18 protein-coding genes and 1 tRNA gene are annotated in these 22,521 nt (G+C 69.9%); 9 read left to right on the forward strand and 10 right to left on the reverse strand.

Annotated elements, in window-relative coordinates; genetic code table 11:
* Nucleotides 1-4 precede the first annotated feature (4 nt).
* Nucleotides 5-1,051 (forward strand): quinone-dependent dihydroorotate dehydrogenase, encoded by a 1,047-nt coding sequence (locus ID810_RS05475; protein ID WP_166858734.1) that lies wholly within the window; start codon nt 5-7, stop codon nt 1,049-1,051.
* 33 nt (nt 1,052-1,084) lie between these two features.
* Here the strand turns inward: ID810_RS05475 and ID810_RS05480 are convergent, their stop codons facing one another.
* Nucleotides 1,085-2,113 carry an aldo/keto reductase family protein gene (locus ID810_RS05480; protein ID WP_166858732.1) on the reverse strand — a complete coding sequence of 343 codons (1,029 nt, stop codon included), beginning with the start codon at nt 2,111-2,113 and terminating at the stop codon, nt 1,085-1,087.
* Nucleotides 2,114-2,502: 389 nt separating this feature from the next.
* On the opposite strand from ID810_RS05480, the gene ID810_RS05485 reads away from it, so the two are divergent.
* A complete protein-coding gene (locus ID810_RS05485; RefSeq protein WP_166858730.1) occupies nt 2,503-3,363 on the forward strand; it encodes a DUF6318 family protein in 861 nt (286 codons plus the stop codon).
* Nucleotides 3,360-4,178, forward strand: coding sequence for a zinc transporter (locus tag ID810_RS05490; protein ID WP_166858728.1), 819 nt, complete (start codon nt 3,360-3,362; stop codon nt 4,176-4,178). Before ID810_RS05485 ends, ID810_RS05490 begins: the two co-directional genes overlap by 4 nt.
* Nucleotides 4,179-4,398: 220 nt before the next feature.
* Here the strand turns inward: ID810_RS05490 and ID810_RS05495 are convergent, their stop codons facing one another.
* Entirely contained in the window at nt 4,399-5,013 is a 615-nt protein-coding gene (locus tag ID810_RS05495; protein ID WP_166858726.1) for a DUF3043 domain-containing protein, read from the reverse strand.
* Nucleotides 5,014-5,053: 40 nt separating this feature from the next.
* On the opposite strand from ID810_RS05495, the gene ID810_RS05500 reads away from it, so the two are divergent.
* A complete protein-coding gene (locus ID810_RS05500) occupies nt 5,054-6,469 on the forward strand; it encodes a dipeptidase (protein WP_166858723.1) in 1,416 nt (471 codons plus the stop codon).
* Between the two features lie 3 nt (nt 6,470-6,472).
* Entirely contained in the window at nt 6,473-7,663 is a 1,191-nt protein-coding gene (locus ID810_RS05505; RefSeq protein ID WP_166858721.1) for a glycerate kinase, read from the forward strand.
* Between the two features lie 859 nt (nt 7,664-8,522).
* Here ID810_RS05505 and ID810_RS05510 read toward each other — a convergent pair.
* The 6 genes from ID810_RS05510 to ID810_RS05535 all read right to left on the reverse strand — a co-directional run bounded on the left by ID810_RS05510 (nt 8,523) and on the right by ID810_RS05535 (nt 16,881).
* Entirely contained in the window at nt 8,523-9,539 is a 1,017-nt protein-coding gene (locus tag ID810_RS05510) for a LacI family DNA-binding transcriptional regulator (protein ID WP_166858712.1), read from the reverse strand.
* Nucleotides 9,540-9,553: 14 nt separating this feature from the next.
* Complete coding sequence (locus ID810_RS05515) at nt 9,554-11,542, reverse strand: glycoside hydrolase family 13 protein (protein WP_166858710.1); 1,989 nt, start codon at nt 11,540-11,542, stop codon at nt 9,554-9,556.
* 6 nt (nt 11,543-11,548) lie between these two features.
* Nucleotides 11,549-12,478: a sugar ABC transporter permease gene (locus ID810_RS05520; protein WP_166858708.1), complete on the reverse strand. Its 930-nt coding sequence runs from the start codon at nt 12,476-12,478 to the stop codon at nt 11,549-11,551.
* 21 nt (nt 12,479-12,499) lie between these two features.
* Nucleotides 12,500-14,083 (reverse strand): ABC transporter permease subunit, encoded by a 1,584-nt coding sequence (locus ID810_RS05525; RefSeq protein ID WP_166858706.1) that lies wholly within the window; start codon nt 14,081-14,083, stop codon nt 12,500-12,502.
* Nucleotides 14,084-14,256: 173 nt separating this feature from the next.
* A complete protein-coding gene (locus ID810_RS05530; RefSeq protein WP_166858704.1) occupies nt 14,257-15,540 on the reverse strand; it encodes a sugar ABC transporter substrate-binding protein in 1,284 nt (427 codons plus the stop codon).
* A 117-nt stretch (nt 15,541-15,657) separates the two neighbouring features.
* Complete coding sequence (locus ID810_RS05535) at nt 15,658-16,881, reverse strand: alpha-amylase family protein (RefSeq protein WP_166858702.1); 1,224 nt, start codon at nt 16,879-16,881, stop codon at nt 15,658-15,660.
* A 145-nt stretch (nt 16,882-17,026) separates the two neighbouring features.
* Here ID810_RS05535 and ID810_RS05540 point away from each other — a divergent pair, with 145 nt between their 5' ends.
* Entirely contained in the window at nt 17,027-18,328 is a 1,302-nt protein-coding gene (locus tag ID810_RS05540) for a deoxyguanosinetriphosphate triphosphohydrolase (RefSeq protein WP_166858700.1), read from the forward strand.
* 63 nt (nt 18,329-18,391) lie between these two features.
* On the forward strand, nt 18,392-20,380 hold the full coding sequence (gene dnaG, locus ID810_RS05545) for a DNA primase (protein ID WP_166858698.1): 1,989 nt from the start codon (nt 18,392-18,394) through the stop codon (nt 20,378-20,380).
* Between the two features lie 84 nt (nt 20,381-20,464).
* Here dnaG and ID810_RS05550 read toward each other — a convergent pair.
* Nucleotides 20,465-20,539 (reverse strand) — tRNA-Asn (locus tag ID810_RS05550).
* 61 nt (nt 20,540-20,600) lie between these two features.
* A complete protein-coding gene (locus ID810_RS05555; protein WP_166858696.1) occupies nt 20,601-21,272 on the reverse strand; it encodes a hypothetical protein in 672 nt (223 codons plus the stop codon).
* Nucleotides 21,273-21,330: 58 nt separating this feature from the next.
* Here ID810_RS05555 and ID810_RS05560 point away from each other — a divergent pair, with 58 nt between their 5' ends.
* Nucleotides 21,331-21,822, forward strand: coding sequence for a peptide deformylase (locus ID810_RS05560; RefSeq protein ID WP_166858694.1), 492 nt, complete (start codon nt 21,331-21,333; stop codon nt 21,820-21,822).
* Between the two features lie 198 nt (nt 21,823-22,020).
* On the forward strand, nt 22,021-22,521 hold the full coding sequence (locus ID810_RS05565; protein WP_166858692.1) for a DUF3145 domain-containing protein: 501 nt from the start codon (nt 22,021-22,023) through the stop codon (nt 22,519-22,521).

The following is a 22,521-nucleotide window of genomic DNA, read 5'->3' on the forward strand; positions in this document are numbered from 1 at the left end:
TGCCGTGCTCTACCACCTGCTGTACTCGACCGTGCTTACTCGCATCGACCCCGAGGTCATTCACGACGTCGTCGTGCGTGGCCTGAGTGTTGCTCAGCGGGTTCCCTTCGCCCGCGACGTCATCCGTCAGGCCTTCGGACGCCGCCCGGCCTTCCCGGTCCCCAGTGCCAACCAGGGAGGTCCGTTCGCCCGGCCCGTGCCCGGGGTCCTGGGTCTGGCCGCAGGCATGGACAAGGAGGGTGAGGTCGTCGAGGCCATGGACATGCTCGGCTTCGGCTTCGTCGAGGTCGGCACCTTCACCGCCCAGCCGCAGCCCGGCAACGACAAGCCACGCATGTGGCGCTACCCGCAGATGCTCGCCATCCGCAACCGCATGGGCTTCAACAACCACGGTGCGGATGCCGCCGCCCGCCGCCTGCGCGAGCTGCGCTCGAGTGTGCGTGGCCGCAGCATCGTCGTCGGAGCCAACATCGGCAAGACTAAGGCCGTTGACCTGGCCGACGCGGTCGAGGACTACCGTTACTCGGCCTCCCGCGTGGCTCGCTGGGCGGACTACCTCGTGGTCAACGTCTCCAGCCCCAACACTCCGGGGCTGCGCACCCTGCAGAATGTCGAGACGCTGCGCCCCATCCTCGTCGCCGTGCGCGAGGCCGCGGACGCCGCGGCCGGCCGCCACGTGCCGCTGCTGGTCAAGATCGCCCCGGACCTCGCCGACGAGGACGTCGACGCCGTCGCCGACCTCGTACTCGACATGGGCCTGGACGGTGTGGTCGCCACGAACACGACCATCGACCACGACCTCGGTGAGGGAGGGCTCTCCGGCGCCCCGCTGCTGCCGCGCTCCCTCGAGGTTGTGCGCCGCCTGCGCTCCCGGCTGGGCGAGGAGCCGACCATCATCGGCGTCGGCGGCATCTCCTCGCTCATGGACGCCGAGCTCATGCTCGACGCCGGAGCCGACCTACTCCAGGCCTACACGGCCTTCATCTACAACGGCCCTGCCTGGCCGGGCCGCATCAACCGCGTCCTGTCCACCACCCGCCGCGCCCGGTGAGGGGCCGGTGAGGACCCGGGGCCGCCCTGGTGCTCAGGCGCGGTTCGCGGCCTCCTGCTCCGCCCTGCGCGACGGCGAGCGGGTGAGCCCCGGGTCGCGCTCAACGACCTCGCCGAGCACCGAGTCGATGGCGTCCATGACGTCCTGACCCAGCACAACGCCCGAGGCCTTGACGTTCTCCACCAGCTGCTCCGGGCGCGAGGCACCCACGAGCGCCGCCGACACGTTGGGGTTCTGCAGCACCCACGCCACCGCCAGCTGGGCCATGGTGAGCCCCGCCTCCTGGGCGACCGGACGCAGCCCCTGCACCGCCGTGAGTACGGGCTCGGCCATCCAGTGGGCGATCATCTGCCTGCCGCCCTTGTCGTCCGTCGCGCGCGAGCCCGCCGGAGGCTGGGCGCCCGGCAGGTACTTGCCTGAGAGCACGCCCTCGGCCATCGGCGACCACACGACCTGGCCCATGCCCAGCTCAGCACAGGTCGGCACCACCTCGGCCTCGATGACGCGCCACAGCATTGAGTACTGCGGCTGGTTCGACACCAGGCGCACGCCCATCTGCGTCGCCAGCTCCTGGCCCGCACGGATCTGCTCCGCCGTCCACTCCGAGACCCCCACGTACAGGGCCTTGCCCTGGTGCACCACGTCCGCGAAGGCACCGATCGTCTCCTCCAGCGGGGTGGAGTCGTCGAAGCGGTGGGCCTGGAGCAGGTCCACGTAGTCCGTGCCCAGACGGCGCAGGGAGCCCTCCAGGCCCCGCAGGATGTGCTTGCGTGAGAGTCCCGAGTCGTTGGCGCCCTTGGCGTCGATCGGGAAGTACACCTTGGTGAAGATCTCCAGGCCGTCGCGCCGCTCTCCCTTGAGCGCCCGCCCCAGAACCTCTTCCGCCTTGGTGTTGGCGTAGGTGTCCGCCGTGTCGAAACTCGTGATGCCCAGGTCCAGGGCTGTGCGCACACACTCAACAGCGGTGTCCGCCTCCACCTGGGAGCCGTGAGTGAGCCAATTGCCGTAGGTGATCTCCGTGACGCGCAGTCCGGAGCTGCCGAGATTGCGGTAAGCGACCATGTCCCCACTTTACGTGTACTGACGACGGACGTGAGGCACGCCGGCCCCACATTCCGTCGGCCTCGACCTCTTCGTTTTGCTCTCGAAGGTCCGGCAAAGCCCCGGGGTGTTCGAGAGCGAAGCGAGGAGTTGGGCCGACGGCGGGTGGGTCGCTGCGTGGGTCCTTGGGGTTGGGTTGTCCACAGGTGGCTGGCCAGGGACACAATCGGTCCCGACCCGCCGCGACGTAGCAGGTTGTCCACAGGTGGTGGGTTTGTGGTGGTGGTTGTGGTGGTGGCGTGGTTAGGCTCGGGGTGTTCCTGGCCCGGGGGCAGGGGCGATGGTGCCTTCCTTGTGTCCCCCGGGTGTCCCTCTTTCTCTTTGACGCTCCCCCCTGGTGGTGATCCCTGATGAGCCTTCGTTTCCTGCGGCCCGACCCGCACGGTAGGACCGACGAGCCCGGCCAGGCCGGCCAGGCTGGCGTGGCCGACTCGCCTGGCCTGGCCGGCTTGGCCGGCTCGTGCGGTCTGGTCGTTGACGTGCGTGGTGGGCAGGCCGACGACGTCGAGGCCGTTGCTCAGGCGCGGCGTGCGTGGCGGCGGTTCCTGGTGCTCATGGTCGTGCTCGTGGTGGTGTGTGCTGCTGCTGGGGCCGGGGCGGCGCGCTGGTGGAGCAGCCACCGGCCGCGCGATCCCTACCCGTGGGAGACGTCGGTGGCCTCCAACTACCGGCCACCCACCACCACACCCACGCCTGAGCTCACGCCTGAGCCGACGCCGACGTCGACGTCGACATCGTCAAGCCTGCTGTCGGCTGAGGAGCAGGCCCTGCGCGAGGCGGCCCTGGCCACGCCCGCACCCGAGCGGCCCGCCACCATCGACCAGTTCACCCCCGAGGGCGCCATCGCCGCCGCCGAGTACTTCATGGCGCTCTACCCCTACGTCCACGCCACAGGCGACTTGAGCGCCTGGCAGGCCATGAGTACCCAGGACTGCCAGTACTGCAGCAACATCAGCGACAGGGTCACCCGCCTGCACCAGGGCGGGGGATGGTGGGACCCCTGGCAGCACGAGCTCACCGTCACCGAGTACGGCACCTCCCAAGATGACGACACCATCTGGGTCGTGGCTGTGACCATCTCCTACCCGGCGAGCATGAAACATGACGGCGTAGGCGGGAGCACAGCGACATCGCCCGACACGGCGTCTCTGTACATCCAGGTGCACTGGACAGGGCAGTCATGGCTCGTCGAGGAAGGACAGGCGGCATGAACATCTCGGAAATCCTCATGACACGTGTCCTGATCACTGGTATGGCGGCCCTCCTTCTCCTGCTGAGCGCACCGGCGGCTGCCGAGGAGGACGGCAACGGCGACAGTCTCGAATACACGGCCAACGCCGCTAACAACAGGGTCGTGGTCGAGCTGCATTCTCTGACGAACACGCCCGCGTCGGCGACGCACTACGAGCCAGAGTCCGACTCCCCGTCCTCTGCTGTGGCGGCTGTCAGAGTCTGGAGCACGTGCACGCCGACCACGCACGAGGTCAGGGTCGTCGGTCTCACCAAGAACCACGGCCGGGTCTGCGAGCCCGCGCCCGCCGTCCCGCTGGCCGACGAGGGCGCGCCCGTAAGCCTGACCGCCTCGGACGTGTCCACCCTGCTGGTCGGCGGCTCGGGCCTGGTGCGCCAGCCACCCGGGGACCAGGTGATCGTGACCATGGACCTGATCGTCTACACCGACCCCTCACCCCGGACCCTGACCACCACCATCGCCGGCACGACGGTCACGGTGGTGGCCACGCCCATCTCCTACACCTGGAGCTGGGGCGACGGCACCAGCACCACCACCACCGACCCGGGCCGACCCTACCCCCACCAGAGCGTCGTCCACCGCTACCACAAACGCGACAACAACGTCGTCGTCAGCCTGACCACCACCTGGGCCGCCACCTACACCATCGACGGCCAGAGCACCACCAGACCCGTGACCGGCACCATCACCACCACCGAGACCTCCACCCCCTTCACCCTCATCCGCCTGACCTCCATCCTGACCGACGACGCCGAAGAAGCCATGGGCCACTAACCCCACCAACCCCGCACGACCCAACGCCGGCCCCAAGACAACGTGCCACTCCCAGGACAACGTGCTTGAGCGATTTCGGTGATCCATCGGCACGCACGTTGTCCTGCTGTATGCAGGTTGTCGATCGGCGCGATGGTGGGCCCGCGCCAGGACAGCGCCGTCACAGCGGTGGGCCCGCCCACCGGGGTGGACGGGCCCACAAGCCAGACGGGCGGGCTGATCAGGAGGGGAACTGACCCCGCCCGACCTGAGGCTTGGGCTGGCGCCAGCGCCGGGTCGTGAAGCAGCGGCCCAGGACGTACCAGGCGATCATGCCCTTGGCCCGCACCTCCTCACGCCCGAACTTCTTGTACAGCTGGCCGCGCACGCGGTACCAGCACCACACCGCGTCCACCAGCGCCAGGGCCAACAGACCGTAGATCGCGGTGAGCACCCAGAAGGAGATCACCGCCATCATCGTCGTCGAACGGATCGACAGGCCCACGATGATGAGCAGCATGAGCAGCGAGGCCGGCAGGAAGAGCTCGCCCACGGACCAGCGCGCGTCAATGTAGTCACGGATGTAGCGACGCACCGGCCCCTTGTCACGCACCGGCAGGTAGCGGTCGTCACCGGTGATCATGGCCATGCGCTGACGCTCCCAGGCGGCGTCCTCCCGGGCACGCTGCTCACGCTTGGCGGCCTTGCGGTCCGCGGGCACCACCGGGTGCAGGCCCCGGGCCTGCGCCTCCTTGCGCTTGGGCGTCGGGCGCCCCTTGCCGACACTCTTCGTGCTCTCGACGGCTGCAGGCGACGGTGCGGGCTCCTGGCCCTTGTCCTTCTTGAACAGGTTCACCCGCACAGGCTACCGGCTCGGGGGCGCTACCCTGCACACCATGCTGACCGTTGACGCCGTGCGCTCCCTCGTCCACTCCTCCTTTGAGGACATCGTCCGCGACCTCACCGAGCTCGTCGCCATCCCCTCCGTCTCCGCCTCCTCCCACGACCAGACCCAGGTGCGCCGCAGCGCCGAGCATGTGGCCGACCTGCTGCGCGGCGCCGGCCTGGAGGCCGAGGTCCTGAGCGTCCCCGGTCCCGACGGCGTGCCCGGCCGCCCGGCCGTCCTGGCCCACCGCGAGGGTCCCGACGGCGCCCCCCGCGTGCTGCTCTACGCCCACCACGACGTCCAGCCCGTCGGCGACCCCACCCAGTGGCAGCAGGCGGACCCCTTCGCCGCCGAGGTCCGCGGTCAGCGCCTCTTCGGGCGTGGGACCGCCGACGACGGCGCCGGCGTCATCACCCACGTTCACGCCCTGCGCCTGCTGGACGAGCTGGGTAACGGCACCCTGCCCTGCACCGTCACCGTCTTCATCGAGGGTGAGGAGGAGATCGGCTCGCCCTCCTTCGAGAACTTCCTCGCCACCTACCGCGAGCGGCTCGAGGCCGATGTCATCGTCGTCGCCGACTCCTCCAACTGGAAGGTCGGCGTGCCCGCCCTCACCACGTCCCTGCGCGGCGTCGTGGGCGTGGACGTGCGCCTGGACGTGCTCGACCACGCCTTGCACTCGGGCCAGTACGGCGGCCCCGTTCTCGACGCCGTCACCAGCATGTGCCGTCTCGTGGCGAGCCTGCACGACGAGTCCGGAGACGTCGCCGTCGCGGGCCTCGTCTCGCGCCCCCAGGCGGCCGACTGCTTCCCCGACTACCCGGAGGGGGACTTCCGTGCCGACGCCGGTGTGCTCGACGGCGTGGAGCTGTCCGGCACCGGGGACCTCACCGCCCGCCTGTGGACCAAGCCGGCCCTGAGCGTCATCGGCATGGATGTCACGCCCCTGAGCGTGGCCGGCAACGTCCTGGCCCCCTCATGCACCGCTCGGCTGTCGATGCGCATCGCCCCCGGACAGGACCCGCAGGCCGCCCTGGAGGCCCTGAGCGCGCACCTTGAGGCGCATGTGCCCTTCGGCGCCCGCCTGACCCTGTCCTCCGGTGAGGCCGGGCCGGCCTTCGACGGCTCCTCCGACAGCCCCGCAGGCCAGGCCGCCCGTTGGGCGCTGACTGAGGCCTTCGGCGAGGATTGCGTCGACATCGGCCAGGGCGGTTCCATCCCCTTCATCGCCACCCTCCAGGAGACCTTCCCGCAGGCGCAGGTCCTTGTCACCGGCATCGAGGACCCCGACACGCGCGCCCACAGCGAGGACGAGTCCATGCACCTGGGCGACCTCGAGCGCGTCGTGGCCGCCGAGACCCTGCTGCTGGCGCGTCTGGGTGGCGCCCTGGAGGCCGCGGACACCCCGGACGGCCTGGGGGCCTGAGCGATGCGGGTCCTGCTCGCCTGCGGGCCCATGCACCCCGAGCCGCGGGGCGTTGCCCTGCCCGGCCTCGGGCTCGGGGCCGGTGACGTCACCCGGGCTCTGGCCGCCGGCTGGTCCCGCGCGCGCCCGGCAGACCTGCTGACCCTCCTGCCGCTGCCCGACGGCGGCCCCGGCAGCGCCCGGGCCGTGGCAGCGGGACGAGTGCGATCACGCCAGGTCCTCGCCGCGCCCGGCCCCCTGGGAGAGCCGCGCGAGGCCGACCTCATCCTCCTTGAGCCTGAGGCGGGCTCACGCCCCCTCGACAGCGAGCCCGTCGCCCGCACCTGGTTCTTCGACGCCGCCGGCATCGCCCCCCTGCCTGAGGATGGGGCCGTGGCCGCCCGTGAGGCGTTGGAGGGCAGCACCAGCGGGCTCGGCCTCGCCGTCGCCCGGGCGCTGCGGTGCACGAGTCCGGGGGACTCTCTCGTCATTGGGTTGGCCCGCAGTGCTGTTCACGACGGCGGAGCCGGGCTTCTCGACGCCCTGGGTGGCGCCGCGGCCGCGCGCGGTCTCATGGATAGGCGCGACGTCGTCCTTGCGCTTGCGGACGGCACTGCCCTTGGCGGCTTGTCCGGCGCGGGGCAGGGTCTGAGTGGCCTTGCGGATATGACGCCTGAGCAGGCGCAGGAGCGTGACCGCGCCGCCTGCACCACCGCCTCGCGGCTGATTGCCGGGCTCACTGCCGGGCAGGGCTCGGGGGCGCTGGTGCCCCGTGCCGACGAGCAGCCGCAGGAGCGCACGCTCACGGTCTCCTCCTGGGGGACCGGCGCAGGCGGGGGAGCGGCAATGGTGCTGCGGGCCCTGGGCGCCCGCGGCCTTCCCGGTGCCCGGGTGATGGCCCGTCTCCTGGGGCTTGAGGCCGAGGCTGGTGGACAGGAGCTGCTGGTGACGGCCCAGGGGGAGGCCTACGACGTGCTCGCGGACAGCGTGCCGGCCGTCGTTGGACAGGCCGCCGTGCACAGTGCCCTGCCCGCCGTGCTCGTCACCGGCCGGTCCCTCATCCCGCGCGGTGAGCTGGCTGAGGCCGGCCTCGTCTCCCTCGCTGCGCTGCAGCCGACAGCGGCGGAGCCTGCCTGGGACGAGGGCGGGTCGTCGGCGATCGTCGGACGGCTGGAGGCAATGGGCCAGCGCCTGGCCCGCACCTGGTCACGCTAAATCCCCCGCGGCCCCCGAACTTTTCGGTTTGCTCTGGTGAGTGCGGTGTTGTGCTGTTGTGGTGTCTTGGGGCATTGGTGGCGGTTCTGCCTCAAGGGCATCGGTGACAGTTCTGGGGGTTTGTGGGAGTGGGGTTTCTGGCTGGTCGTGGTGGCGGTGTGCTCCGGCACGCCCCGCCGTGCTGAGCCCGTGACGGTTTGAGCCTGGCGCCGGCATCCGTCGGCGGCCGGCTGCTGGCGGGGCTTGGGGCGTGCCCCGCAGGGTGGCGGCAGGGGGGCTCGCACGCTCATGTGACGGTTGTTAACGGTTGCACTGGGGTTTGCGGTGGTGGCCCGGGCTCCCATGTGCGTGGGCGGCCTTCGTGCACATGGGAGTCGGCGTGCTGGAGGGCACCGGTCGACAAACCCTAGGAATGGCGCCGTTGTCGACGAGTGTCGAAAAGTGTGAGCGTGCAAGCCCCACCCCCGGGCCCCGCGGCGCCCGCGTGCACCGTGCTGGTGTGATCACCGGGATTCTCCTCCAGGGCGCTCTGACTGCGTCGCCCGCCTGCGCCGTGCTGGTGTGCGTGCGGCGGGCGCCAGCCGTGGCCGGTGCCGGTCGCCGACGTCCGGGCTCCCGCGATCATGCCGTGTTCCTCCTGGCGGGATGAGCGTCGAGGCCGGTCGTGTGCGTCGTGTGGGGCACGTGCCTGCCTGGCACCCGGCCCCGCCAGGGGGCGGAACTGGACACACACAGCAACAACCCCCAAACGCCACCAATGTCCTGAGACATCACAACAGTGAATCGCCGTACGTTCGAGAGCAAACCGAGGAGATGGGCGGGAGTGTGGGGCCGGGCGCTGAGGTGGCGCTGAAGAGTCTCAGCAGTCGGCTGGGGCGGGGCCGGCGGAGCCGCGCACGATGAGGTCAGGAAGAAAGAGCATCTCCGTGTCGGGCACCTCCTCGCCGGCGATGGCGTTGAGCAGGCTGGTGACCGCTGCCCGGCTGATGGCCGTCACCGGCTGGCGCACGGTGGTCAGCGGCGGGTCCGTCATGGGGATGAGTGGGGAGTCGTCGTAGCCGATGATCGACAGGTCTCGCGGCACCTGAAGACCCGCGGCGCGCGCCCCCTGGATGGCTCCCAGCGCGATGAGATCCGAGCCGCAGACCACGGCGGTGCACCCGCGATCCAGCAGTGCCCTGACCGCACTTGCCCCGCCCTCATAGGTGTAGAGACGCTCGACCACACGCAGCGGCTCCTCGGGCAGGTGGGCGCGCATGGCGTCCTGGTAGCCGGCGCGCTTGCGCTGGGCCGGCACCATACGGGTGGGGCCCGTCGCCAGGCCGATACGCCGGTGCCCCAGGCTCACGAGGTGTTCCACGGCTATACGTGAGGCAGCACGGTCATCGGTGGTGAAGCCCGGCGCCTTGATGGTCGGGGCGTTGCCGTTGATGGTCACCAGAGGCATGCCGCGCTCACGCAGCCGCTGGTAGCGCGAGACGTCACCGGTGGTGTCGGAGTGTCGTCCGGATACGAAGATGACCCCGGCCACGCCCCGGTCCACGAGCATCTCGATGTACTCGTCCTCGCTGGTGCCGCCCGGCGTCTGCGTACACAGCAGGGGGATGTGGCCGCTTGCGGCAAGCAGCTGTTCGATCTCCTGGGCGTACATGGGGAAAATCGGGTTGCTCAGCTCAGGCACGACGAGGCCGACCAGGCCGCGAGAGGCCTGGTGCACGGTCTCAGGACGCTCGTAGCCCAGCAGGTCGAGCGCCACGAGCACCTGTCTGCGTGTGACGTCGGCGACGTTCGCCTTGCCGTTGAGGACCCGGGAGACGGTCGCCGTCGAGACACCGGCCTGGTCGGCGATGTCGCTCAGGGTGATGCGCTGGGCCACGTCAGTCTCCCTTCTCAGTGAATAGGGCCGCGTTCTGGCACGGCCGGCGTGAGTGCAATGATTGCGGAGCCGGGGCCTAGGACGGACAGGTTGAGAGTACCGGCTTCACCGTAGACGATCTCGATGTCGTCGAAGCATGTCTGCGCGGTTGTGCCGCAGGCGTGCAGCGTGGCCAGCGGCAGGCGCAGAGGCGCTGCGGCACCACGGGCCAGGACGACGAGGACATCTCCGGCCGGGTGGGTGCGCACCCAGGCGACGACGTCGTCACCGGCGTGGACCCAGCGCAGGCCGCCCCGGCGCAGGGCGGGCAGCGCACGGCGCAGGGCGGAGAGCTGCTGGTAGCGCTCCAGGACGGCGCGGTCCACCGGTCCCCACGAGCCGTGGTCCGCCAGCTCCGTGTGGTGCTGGGTTCCGTCGGGTGCCAGTGCCCACGGGATGGTGGTGCGCGAGTGCTCACCGGTGCGCCCGGTGGCCCCCAGCTCGTCCCCGGCGAAGACGGTGGGCACCCCCGGGGCGGTGAACAGGGCCGTGGCGGCCACCAGGTGGGCGTCGCGGGAGCCGACGACGGTGCGCGTACGCGGGGTGTCGTGCGAGGACAGCAGGTTCATGGAGCGGGCCACCGAGGTGGCGGGCATATGTGCGTGGTAGGAGCGCACTCCACGCACCACCGCGCTGCCGGGCCGGTGGGGGATGGCGGTGGGGATGCCGAGCCAGGTCAGGGCGTCGGCAGGGTCGGGGTCGGACAGCCAGGACCACAGGGGGCGGGTGAAGCCGGCGTAACTCATGGTGCCGTGCCAGCCGGTGCCCTCCAGGTCACGGCTGGCGTCGTGTCCGTGCTCGGCGACCAGCCACAGCGGGCGCCCTGTGCTCGCCTCGACCTCGGCCATGGTGGCGCGCATGTCCGCCGCCACCTGGTGGTTGAGGTCGACCTGCCCGAAGCGGCCTGTCATGTTGGCCACGTCGGTGCGCCAGCCGTCGGCGTTGACAGGCTCGGTGAGCCAGCGCGCGGTGACGGAGCCCGGGCCACGCAGGAGCCGGTCGCGCAGCAGCGAGGAGCGGTGGTCGAGCTTGGGCAGGCTGGGCACATCCAGCCATGCGGCGTAGTCGTCGGGGTGCTTGCGAAAGGCGTAGAAGGAGGCCTCGGGGGAGTGCGGATCGGCCACGGCGCTGCGGAACCACTCGTGGGCGTCACCGGTGTGGTTGGTGGTCAGGTCCAGCAGCAGGCGCATGCCGCGCTCGTGCAGGGCACGGGATAGACGTTCCAGCGCCTCATCGCCGCCCAGCAGGGGGTCGACGTGCTCGAAGGTCACCGAGTCGTAGCGGTGCACGGAGCGGGCCTGGAAGATGGGGGTGAGGTAGACGGTGTTGACGCCGAGACCCTGGAGGTAGTCGAGGTGGTCGATGACACCGTCCAGGTCACCGCCGTACCAGGCGGCGGCGGTCGCGTCGCCTGCGACGGGTGGCTCGTCGAGCCAGTTGTGGGGCACTGCCCAGGCAGGAGCCTGACGTGTGCTGGGGTCGGTGTGCCGGGCGAAGCGGTCGGGGAAGACCTGGTACATCACGGCATCGAGCACCCAGTCGGGGCCGGTGTCCTCAGACAGGACGGAGAAGTCGGTGGCGTCGGCGGGATCGTGGTTCACCGTGCCTGCGGCTGTGAGCCACAGGTAGGGTTCGTCCGCCCCGGGCTCGAGCAGCAGGAAGCGATAGCGGTTGAGCGGGTTGACCAGGCGGACCGGGCCGTGCCACCAGGAACCGTCCTCATGATGGGAGACCCTCTTCATGAGGGTGATGGCGGGCTCGCCGTCGACGACCTGACGCAGGACCACCTGCTCGGGCGCCATCCCTGCCGGGACCCACAGGCGGGCGGTGAGTACGGCACCGGGTACCCGATGGCCCACCAGGTAGGAGGGGCCGGTGTCATGATGCGGCTCGGCCAGGCACGATCCGACCACCGCTCCCGAGGGAACGGCGCCGGGACGTGCCTGGCCGAGCCTGCTGGCCACGAGGGCTCAGCCCTTGACGGCACCGGCGGTGGCGCCGCCGACAATGTACTTCTGCAGGTACTGGAACAGGGCGATGACCGGGATCATCGTCATGACGGCACCGGCGGCGAACACGCCCAGGTTGTTGGAGCGGTCGCCCGAGAGCATGCCGTACAGGCCCACGGCGAGAGTCTTCTTGGAGTCATCGGTCAGGAAGATCGAACCCAAGAGGAACTCGGAGATGATGCCGACGAAGGCCAGCAGGAAGGTCGTGGCCAGGATCGGCTTGAGCGAGGGCAGCAGGATCTTGGAGAAGACCTGCCAGTGGGTGCAGCCGTCGAGGATGGCGGCCTCGTCCAGGGACTTCGGGATGGTGTCGAAGGTTCCTTTAATGAGCCACACCTGGCCCAGCGCCCCACCCATGAGGGCCAGGCAGTAGCCGGTGAGGGTGTTGAGCCCGATGGCTGGGATGATCGAGCCGATGTCGGAGATCATGTTGTAGATGGCGATCATCGACAGGGTCGCCGGGAACATCATGATGAGCAGCAGGCTCAGCAGGCCGCCGCGACGGCCCTTGAAGCGGAAGCGGCTGAAGGCGTAGGCGGCAAGCACCGACAGGAAGATCTGCACGGCCGCCACGACAGCACACACCACGAGGGTGTTGATGTACCAGCGGACGAAGGGGCCCTTGGCCCCCGACAGCAGGGTCTCGTAGTGCACCAGGGAGATCCGCGTGGGGATGAGGCTCGTCGAGGCGACGGTGCCCACGGGGTTGAGCGAGGCGCTGATGACGTACAGCACCGGGAAGGCAGCGAAGACCAGGGCAATGACACCCACCAGGTGGCGCCAGCCGATCTCCGCGAACCACCGTCCGAAGGACATGTGGTTCTGAATGGGCTTGTCGGCCTTCGTCACGGCGGACGACGGGTGCCCGGTCGTGTTCTGAGTAGTAGTCATGGTCGTACTTCCTTCCGGGCCTCAGTTGACGTCCTCGAGCGCACGCGTCGCCCGGAACTGGATGGCGGCGAGCGCGCCGGTGATGACGAACAGGATGACGGAGACCGCTGAGGCGAAGCCGTAGTCGGCGCCGCTGCCGCCGAAGGCGATGCGGTAGACCACGGAGATGAGGATGTCCGTGCCACCGCGGATGTACTCGCCCTCACCGAAGGGGCCACCACGCGTGAGCAGCTGGATGGCGTTGAAGTTGTTGAAGTTGAAGGCGAAGGTGCTCACCAGCAGCGGGGCGACGGAGACCAGCAGCAGCGGGGTGGTGATCCTCGTGGTGGTCTGCCAGCCGTTGGCACCGTCGATCCTGGCCGCCTCTTTGAGGTCCCCGGAGATCGACTGCAGGGCACCGGTGCACACGATGAACATGTAGGGGAAGCCCATCCAGGTGTTGGTGAGCAGCACGGCCACCTTCGCCCAGGTCGGGTCGCCCAGCCAGTTGATGCTCAGGTGCAGGGCGTTGTTAATGAGGCCGAAGTCCCGGTTGTAGAAGTTCGACCAGATGAGCAGGGAGATGAAGCCGGGCACCGCGTAGGGCAGCAGCAGGAAGGAGCGGTAGAATTTCTTGCCGCGCACCCGGTCGTCGTTGAGGGTCAGCGCCAGGAAGTAGCCGACCAGGAAGGTCAGGAGCATCGAGCCGCCGGCGAAGACGAGGGTCCACGTGAAGGCGCCGCCGAGCTGCTTGAGCAGGGACGTGTTGGTGAACAGCTCCTTGAAGTTGGCCAGCCCGACGTTCTGCAGCCAGGACTGGGCGAGCCGGTTGCCGTTGGCGTCGACGAAGTACTCGGACTTGCCGATCTTCTGCACGGTGTAGGTGTTGCCCGTGGCCGTGTCGGTGATGGTGTCGGTGGCCTCGTCGTAGACCATCGTCTTGGTGCCCTCGAAGGCGTTGCGCACGCCCTGGACCTTGATGGCCGAGTTCTCCGAGACGGACAGGGTCAGGGCACTGATCGCCTCGTAGTTGCTGTTGACTTCCTGGGGCGTGAGGATGCTGTAGCCCTCGGCGGCGGTGACGAAGCCGTCCGTGACGGTGACGTCGCCGGGCTTGGCCTTGCGCACCGTCTCCCCGTCGGCCCCGTAGAGTACCTCGTTGGTCTCCGGGTTGACGAGGAACAGCGAGTAGGGGCCCTCGTCAGGGCTGCCGGTGGTGGCCACGGTGAGGTTGTAGATGGGGGAGTCCGCCGTCTGCTGGACCGAGTTGTTGGTGATCGCGGTGATCGCCTCCTCCTTGGTCCCGCGGAAGCCGTCACCGAAGTTCGTGAAGGCGGTCTGCACTGTGAGCACGATGGGGATGATGAGGAAGACGGCCAGGAAGAAGGTTCCCGGGAAGACGTACTTGGCGGGGACGAACCGCTTGGTGGAGTACAGGGCGAAGATCGCCAGGGTGGCCAGGACGACGACTGCGAGCCACATCCACATCTGGAACTGGATGAGCAGGGGGACGAGATAGATCGCCACGGACAGAGCGGCCCCGAGGACGAGGACGCGACCGAGCAGCGAACGAATCGTCGAGGTCCTCTCCGTAGGGCCGCTCACGTTGGTAAGGGCGGACGACATTGTCTATTCCTTTCCATGCCGTCGGCACAGGCACGCGGCGGCATCGATGGGCAGGGAGGGGGTATCCGTTACGGGCACGTGGGAGAGACCGGACCACTGGTGCGGCTCGGTTGAGGTGGAAGGGGGCTGGGGGCCGGCACGCCCAAACGCGCCGGCCCCCAGCCGGGCGGGACTCAGCCCGCGATGGCCGACTTGATCTCGTCGCCGGCGCTGGTCATGGTGGTCGCGGGGTCAGACCCGCCCACGATGTTGGCCTCAGCCTTGCCCAGCGGGCCCCAGATCTCCGACATCTCGGGGATGGAGGGCATCGGGTCGGCGTGCTCGCTGGCGAGGGTGGCAAAGGTAACCATGTCCGGGTAGTCCGCCTTGAGCTCCTCGGTCAGGTCCTTCTGGACCGGCGGGAGCTGGTTGAGGTCGAACATGGCACGGGTGATGGTCGTGTCCTTGACGACGTCGGTGACGAAGGTCTGCGCGAAGGCGGCGTTCTTGCCCTTCGAGGCGACGTAGAAGGCGTTGACACCGGCGAAGGGACGAGCCGTGTTCAGCCCCTCGAAGCCGGGGATCTGGGAGACCGTGTAGTCGATGCCGGCGTTGACGATGTCGGCCAGGGCCCAGGGGCCGGACACCAGGTACGGTGCCTTGCCCTCGGTGAACAGCGAGATCGCGTTGTCGCCGGTGATGGAGGTCCTGAGCACGCCCTGGGTGCCGAGCTCACCGATCTTGGCAGCGGACGCCAGGGAGCCCTCGGCGCCGACGCCGACGTCCTGCGGGTTGAGGGAGCCGTCAGCGTTCTTGCCGAACAGGTAGCCGCCGCCGGAGGTGTAGAGGGGCTGCATGTGGTAGGCGTCGCCGGACTCGCCGACCGGCAGGGACAGGACGGCCTCGGTACCGGCGGCCTGGCCGGCGGCCACGAGCTCCTCGATCGTGGTGGGGGCGGTGACGGAGGTCAGGCCCTTGTTGACGAACAGGGCCAGGGTCTCTACGGCGTAGGGGACACCGTACATCTGGCCGTCGTAGGTGACGGCGTTGATGCCGACCTCGACGATGTTGGACTTGGCCGCCTCGGACAGCGTGACCGGGGAGACGGAGTTGTTCTGGACCAGGTTACCGATCCAGTCGTGAGCGCCCAGCACGACGTCGGGGCCGTTGCCTGCCTGGTTGGCGGTGATGAAGGTCGACTGGAGCTCGTTGGCCACGACCTGAACGGCCACGGTGATGCCCTGCGCCTTGCCCCACGTGATGGCGGCCTCCCGAAGGGAGTTGGCCTTCTTCTCGTCGGCCCAGATGACGAGGTCGGCGTCGGGGTCGCGCATGACCGAGTCGTCGGAGGCCATGGCCTCGGTCGAGTCGGCCGTGGCGGTCTCGGGGGCGTCGGTGCCGCCAGAGCAGGCGGCAGCCGCGGAGAGGGTGGCGGCGATGGCCGTAAATGACAGGAAGGACCTGCGGTTAAGGGACACTGTGATTCTCCTTCGAATCAGAGTAGGGGACATCCGGCGGTGCAAGTAATGTAACGCCCCCGTGCAAGACCTGCAAGCCAGTGAACAGCGTGCCGCCAACAAGGCCGCAACATGCGCTCAGGCGACAGTCGCAGCGTGCAGCCACACCGTCGTCGTCGGCGGCACCACGACCCTGCTGTCCGCCTGGCCGAGCCACTGAGAGGACAACAGCACCTCGGCGTGCTCCGGTAGGAGCACCGGGTCCGCTGTCGTGTTGACCACCACGAGCACGTCACGCACGAGCATCGTGAAGACCTCCTCGGCGCACCAGTCCAGGCCCGTGACAAAGGCGAGCGGGGCCGAGGCCAGACGGCGCTCCTGACGCAGCCACGTCGCGTGGCGCACCGTCGCCAACGGCGAATCGAACTGGGCGCCCTGCGCGGCCGCGTGCGCGTTGACAAGGTCCTGGACCTGTCGGGGCGAGGCGGGCCTGAGCACATCAGGCAACGAGACCTCATCACCCTGCCGCAGGTACACCGACCCCGGCAGCGCCAGCAGCAGCGCCTGAAGCGCCAGGCTGCGCTGCTCACGCTCCTCGGGCTGGGTGAACCAGCGCCGACCGTCCCCGGGGTCCGTGGCGGTGCCAAGAATGTGCCCGGGCAGGTGGCGCCACACGGGCGGGGCACCGAAACGGTCGTGCTCGGCCAGGGAACGGGTGAGGTGACGCGTCATGGACCCCGCGTCCCAGCGCACGAGCATGAGCGCGTCGTCACGCAGGTGGTGCAGCCAGTCCTCCTGGAAGTGGCGCCGCCACGTCTCGGGGTAGTCCGCGGAGACGTCCGCCCCCAGCACCCCGTCCTCCGCGTAGGAGGCCAGCAGCCCGTGCAGGACGTTGAGGTAGTCGGTCAGCTGGAGCAGGTCCGTGGCCTCAGTCACCTCCGGGGGGATGATGAGGCCCAGGTCGATCCCGTCCGCGCCCGCCGCGAGGAAGGCCTCCGCCCGCTCGAGCAGGCCGTCGCCCTTGCGCTCACGACCAACGACGATGCGCTGGTCCTCACCCGCGTGCGGTCCTGTCACCGGCCCCAGCGCCCCCGAGATGCGCAGCAGCAGATGCAGCCCGCGCTCGTGCGCCGCCTGTGCCAGGGCCTCGACCGCCGCAGACTCGGCGGGAACATCAACCAGGCTCGGGCGCATGAGGACAGTGGTGAAGCCCAGGGAGCACACGTGGTCAAGCACGCCGTGCATCTGCGCCAGATCCTCAGCGCCGAGCTCGGGGGAGGCAATCTCGTACACGAGGGCCTTGCGCCACCACTGGAGAGGACCGTTCTGCACACGGTGCGCGAGAGTCGTCGTGGTCGTCACGCGAGCCGCTCCCTTCTGTCCGGGCCGGAGCCCGCAGCCCGGTTCCCCGGCCGCCGGGTCCGGACACCGACGGGACCGAGCACCTTCCAGCACCCGGGGGGAACCCCTCCGTCATAGTAGCGTGCCCCTGCGTAGGCTCTATCCCATGTCAAGAACCGACGGCGACCCGGCACGCAGCGAGGACACCGGCGACCTCATCGGCTATCGGGGCCACGATGTCGAGCGATACGTCCCCGAGCCCGCCAAGAACCCTCAGCGCACCCCCTTCGAGCGCGACCGCGCCCGAGTGCTGCACTCCTCGGGGCTGCGTCGTCTGGGTGCCAAGACCCAGGTGCTGGGACCCTCCAGCGACGACTTCGTGCGCACCCGCCTGACCCACTCCCTCGAGGTGGCCCAGGTGGGCCGCGCGATCGGCCAGGCGCTGGGCTGCGACCCCGACGTCGTCGACACCGCCTGCCTCGCCCACGACCTGGGCCACCCGCCCTACGGGCACAACGGGGAGCGGGCACTGGACGTCGTTGCCGCTTCCATCGGCGGTTTCGAGGGCAACGCCCAGACCATGAGGCTGGTCACCCGCCTCGAGCCCAAGAGCCTCGACGCCGAGGGCCGCAGCGTCGGCCTCAACCTCACCCGGGCCAGCCTCGACGCCATCGCGAAGTACCCCTGGACCCGGGGCGCCGGCCCCGGTGGGCCCGAGGGCAAGAGCGCCCGCAAGTACGGCTGCTACGACGACGACCTGCCCGTCTTCACCTGGATGCGTCAGGGCGCGCCCGCCCACCGCCGCTGCCTCGAGGCACAGGTGATGGACCTGTCCGACGACGTCGCCTACTCCGTCCACGACGTCGAGGACGCCATCGCCCTGGGGCGCATGGACCCCGCCGCCGTCACTGCCGACGCCGAGGCCATCGTTGCCGCGACACTGGACTGGTACGGGCCGGTTACCAGCGCTGACCGTCTGGGCGCGGCCTGGGAGCGCCTGACCACCTCCGGCTTCTGGATCCACCGCTACACCGGCTCGCCCCGGGACGCAGTGGGGTTGAAGAACCTCACGAGCCAGCTCATCGGCCGTTTCGTCTCCGACGTCGCCGCGGCCACCCGCGAGGTCTTTGGCGACGGGCCTCTGTCGCGTTACGAGGCCGACCTCGTCATCCCCGAGGAGACGGCCGATGAGATCCTCGTGCTCAAGGGCGCGGCTGTGCGCTACGTCATGGCGCCACGCGAGCATGAGCCCGTCTACCTGCGCCAGCGCACCGAGCTCTTCGACCTCGCCGACGCGCTCATCGAGACGGGCGAGCGCCACCTCGAACCCGTCTTCGCCCACGCCTGGCGCGAGGCCGGTGACGATGCCGGGCGGCTGCGCGCCGTCGTCGACCAGATCGCCTCCCTGACCGACACCTCCGCACGCCAGTGGCACGCCCGCCTGTGCGGAATGCTCTCCGAGGTCTGAGCGCCATCCACAGCCCTCAGGGCCCGACGGCGGCAGCCTCATCCGCCCGTCTAGGATGAGGCCATGGCGGGACTCATCAAGCGCGAGGACATCGAGGCCGTGCGCGAGCGCGCCAAGATCGAGGATGTTGTCGGCGAGCACGTCACCCTCAAAAGCGCCGGTGTCGGATCCATGAAGGGACTGTGCCCCTTCCACGACGAGCGCACGCCCTCCTTCAACGTCCGCCCGCAGCTGGGCCTGTGGCACTGCTTCGGTTGTGGCGAGGGAGGCGACGTCATCGCCTTCGTCCAGAAGATCAACCACCTTGGCTTCACCGAAGCCGTCGAGTACCTGGCCGGACGCGTCGGCGTCCAGCTGCGCTACGAGGAGGGCGGCGGCCAGGTGCGGCGAGGCGTCGAGCCCGGTACCCGCCAGCGCCTGCTCGAGGCCAACCGCGTCGCCGAGGAGTGGTTCCGCACCCAGCTCAGCCCCTCCAACCCGGCTGCCGCCGGCGCCGGCCGGTTCCTCTTCGGGCGCGGCTTCGACGCCGCCGCCCTGGCGCACTTCGGGGTCGGTTACGCCCCGCCCGGCTGGGACAACCTCGCCCAGCACCTGCGCTCCAAGGGCTTCACCGAGAAGGAGCTCGTCGACTCCGGTCTGTGCGGCCAGGGCGGCGGAGGCGGCCGCCGCGTCTACGACCGCTTTCGCGACCGTGTCATGTGGCCCATCCGCGACGTCACCGGTGCCACCGTCGGCTTCGGCGGTCGGCGCCTGTCCGACGACGACCCGAGCGTCCCCAAGTACCTCAACACCCCCGAGACCGCCATCTATCACAAGAGCCAGGTCCTCTACGGCCTCGACCTGGCCAAGAAGAGCATCGCCCGCGACCGGCGCGTCGTCGTCGTCGAGGGCTACACGGACGTCATGGCCGCGCACTTGTCCGGCGTCGAGTGCGCCGTCGCCACCTGCGGCACCGCCTTCGGTGAGGACCACGTGCGCATCGTGCGACGCCTGCTGGGCGACGCGGCCGACCCCTCGGCGGGGGTCCTCATGGGCAACCGAGTGCGCGGCGGTGAAGTCGTCTTTACTTTCGACGGCGACGCCGCCGGACGCACGGCCGCCCTGCGCGCCTACGGCGAGGACCAGCACTTCGCCGCCCAGACCTTCGTCGCCGTCGACCCCAACGGCCTGGACCCCTGCGACCTGCGCCTGCAGGAGGGTGCCGACGGGATCCCGCGCCTGCTCGAGCGGCGCAAGCCGCTCTTCGAGTTCGTCATCCGCACCTCGTTGGCCTCCTTCGACCTGGAGACGGCCGAGGGACGCGTACGCGGCCTGCGCACCGCGGCCCCGGTGGTCGCCGGTATCCGCGACCGGGCGCTGCGCCGCGAGTACACGCGCCGGCTCGCCGGCTGGCTCGCCCTGCCCGAGAGCGAGGTCCTGGGCGCCGTCCAGGCGGCCGAGCGCCGCAGCGGCGGTGCTCTCGCGTCCCAGGGCGACGAGGCCGTCGCGCGTACCGCCCTGACGCCCGCCCAGGACAAGGTCACGGCTCTCGAGCGGCAGGTCCTGGCCGTCATGGTCCAGATGCCGCTCATCGCCTCACGCGTCGGTGCAGATTCCATCGAGCCGGCGGCCTTCATTGACCCGCTCCACCGTGCGGCCTTTGAGGCACTTGAGGCTGCCGGTGGTGTGGACCGCGCCGAGCAGGAGGTGCAGGCGCTGACCGCGGGCGGGGCGGGTCGCGAGGCCGTCGAGCGCAGGGCCATTGGCCGCTGGGTTGAGCAGGTGCGCCTGGGGGCGGCCCCCGAGGTGGACAACGCCCTGACCGCGCTGGCCGTTGTCGAGCTGCCCCTGGCACTGCGCCGTGACGCCAACGGCGTGGTGGACGAGACTGCCGTCGAGCGCTACGCGCGGGAGGTCATCACCTCCCTGGCCCGCATGGGCGTCAACCGGCGCCTGACTGAGCTGCGCGGGCGCCAGCGGCGCATGTCGCCCGAGGACGAGGGCTATCGTGAGGTCTTCGAGGAGATCATCGGTCTGGAGAACCGGCGCATCCAGCTGGGTCGGCCCGTCTGAGCCGACAGGTCTGGGCCGGGCGGTCCCGGCCGGGCGATCCGGGGGACACGACAGAGGCCCGGTCCTCACGACCGGGCCTCCGAATGGCTCCCGCGGCTGGACTCGAACCAGCAACCGTTCGATTAACAGTCGAGTGCTCTGCCATTGAGCTACGCGGGAATGGCGCTAGGCGCGGGTAGAACTCTAGCAACCGCGCCCGAAGGCGTCGAATCGGTCCCGTTCAGGGGAATGGTGGAATCCCGCGAGAATCGCTCCGTGTGGGCAGCCCCACACCGTCGTGGACGCGGCGCAGGAGCGCCTCGACCTCGTCGGGGAACCTCACCACGCCCTCCGAGTGCGCCTCAGGCTCCAGGACGGTGTACAGCCCGCCGTCGGGCGCCCTGCGCACCGAGGCGGTCAGCCGCACCCCGCTGGGCAGGGTGGTCGAGACGTGGTGAACGATCATGGCCTCCACCCGCTCGCGCAGGGAGCGCAGGAAGGGCACCTCGTCCACCTCGTGCACCTCCTCCAGGGGGCCGCGGGCGTCCGCGCCGACCTCGTAGCGCAGCACCGCCGGTACCTGCACCCGCCTCTCGGCACCCTCTCCAAGCAGCCGGAGGGTGATGACGCGCTCCTCAGCGTCCCAGGACGCCCGGCTCAGGCGGTCCCAGGTCAGGCGCTCGGGCAGTGGGGGCGCCGTCGTGCCCTCCGCGCCGTCGGCGCTGCCCGTGGCGCTGAGGGTCAGGAGTGCGGCCGGGGTGGACACGAGCCAGCAGACCCCCTGCGCGTCGACGGGCACCGCCCCCAGCACGCGCGTACCCCGGTCGAGGGTGCGCACAAGAGACTGCGGTGGGACGGCGGTGGCACGGGACCTGCGCGGGCGCAGCAGCCGGGCCGGACGGGGCAGTGGCATACCCGCAGGCTACCGGCGCCCCGTCACGAGCCCGGCACGCGCGTGCGAGGATGTGCCCATGGCTTATCGCGACATCCGCATCATCGGCGACCCTGTCCTGCGCACGGAGTGTGACTGGATCACCGACATCGATGACTCTGTCAAGCAGCTCGTCGAGGACCTGCTCGAGAACGTCGACGCCGAGGGCCGTGCGGGCCTGGCCGCCAACCAGATCGGCGTCAGCCTGCGCGCCTTCTCCTGGAACATCGACGGCGAGATCGGCTACGTCCTCAACCCCCGCATCCAGGAGCTCGACTTCGACGAGTACCAGGACGGTGACGAGGGCTGCCTGTCCGTTCCGGACCTGTGGTACCCCACCAAGCGGGCCTGGTACGCGCGCGCCGTCGGCATCGACCTGGACGGCAAGGAGGTCGTCGTCGAGGGGGAGGAGCTCATGGGGCGCTGCATCCAGCACGAGTGTGACCACCTGGACGGCCACCTCTACCTCGACCGCCTCGACCGGCGCACCCGCGCCAAGGCGATGAAGGACCTGCTGGCCAAGGGGCTGTAAAGGCCGGCAGAAGGCTGTAGGGGGTAACAGCGCCGCCTGCGCCAGGTGGTGCAACTGCGTGGGGCGGGCGCGTCGGGTGGACCGGCGCGCCCGCCCGCGTCATACTGGTGACGCACACCGCGTGCGTCATGAGGGCCGCTGGGCTCGGTTCGAGAACGTTGGGGAAGACGAATCTCGAACCACAGGAGGCGATCCGTCGTGAACGGTGCTTACACCCGCGGTGTACTTTTCGTGCACTCTGCGCCGCGTGCGCTGTGCCCGCACATCGAGTGGGCAGCCGCCGAGGCCCTGGGCGCCCGCGTGCACCTGGACTGGACCGAGCAGCCCGCGGCCCCCGGCATGATGCGCTCCGAGGTCAGTTGGGTCGGTCAGGTCGGCACCGGCGCGCGCCTGACCAGCGCCCTGCGCGGCTGGGCGAACCTGCGCTACGAGGTGACTGAGGAGGCCTCGCCCGGCACCGACGGCGGACGCTGGTCCCACACGCCCGACCTCGGCATCTTCCACGCCCAGACGGACGCGCACGGCAACGTCGTCATCCCCGAGGACCGGGTGCGGGCCGCGCTCCTGCACGCCGACGAGCCCGCAGTCATGCGACGCGAGCTCGACCTCGCCCTCGGCCAGGCCTGGGACGACGAGCTCGAGCCCTTCCGCTACGCCGGGGCGGGAGCCCCCGTGCGCTGGCTCCACCGGGTCGGCTGA

This window comes from Actinomyces respiraculi (assembly GCF_014595995.2).
Lineage (GTDB): Bacteria > Actinomycetota > Actinomycetes > Actinomycetales > Actinomycetaceae > Actinomyces > Actinomyces respiraculi.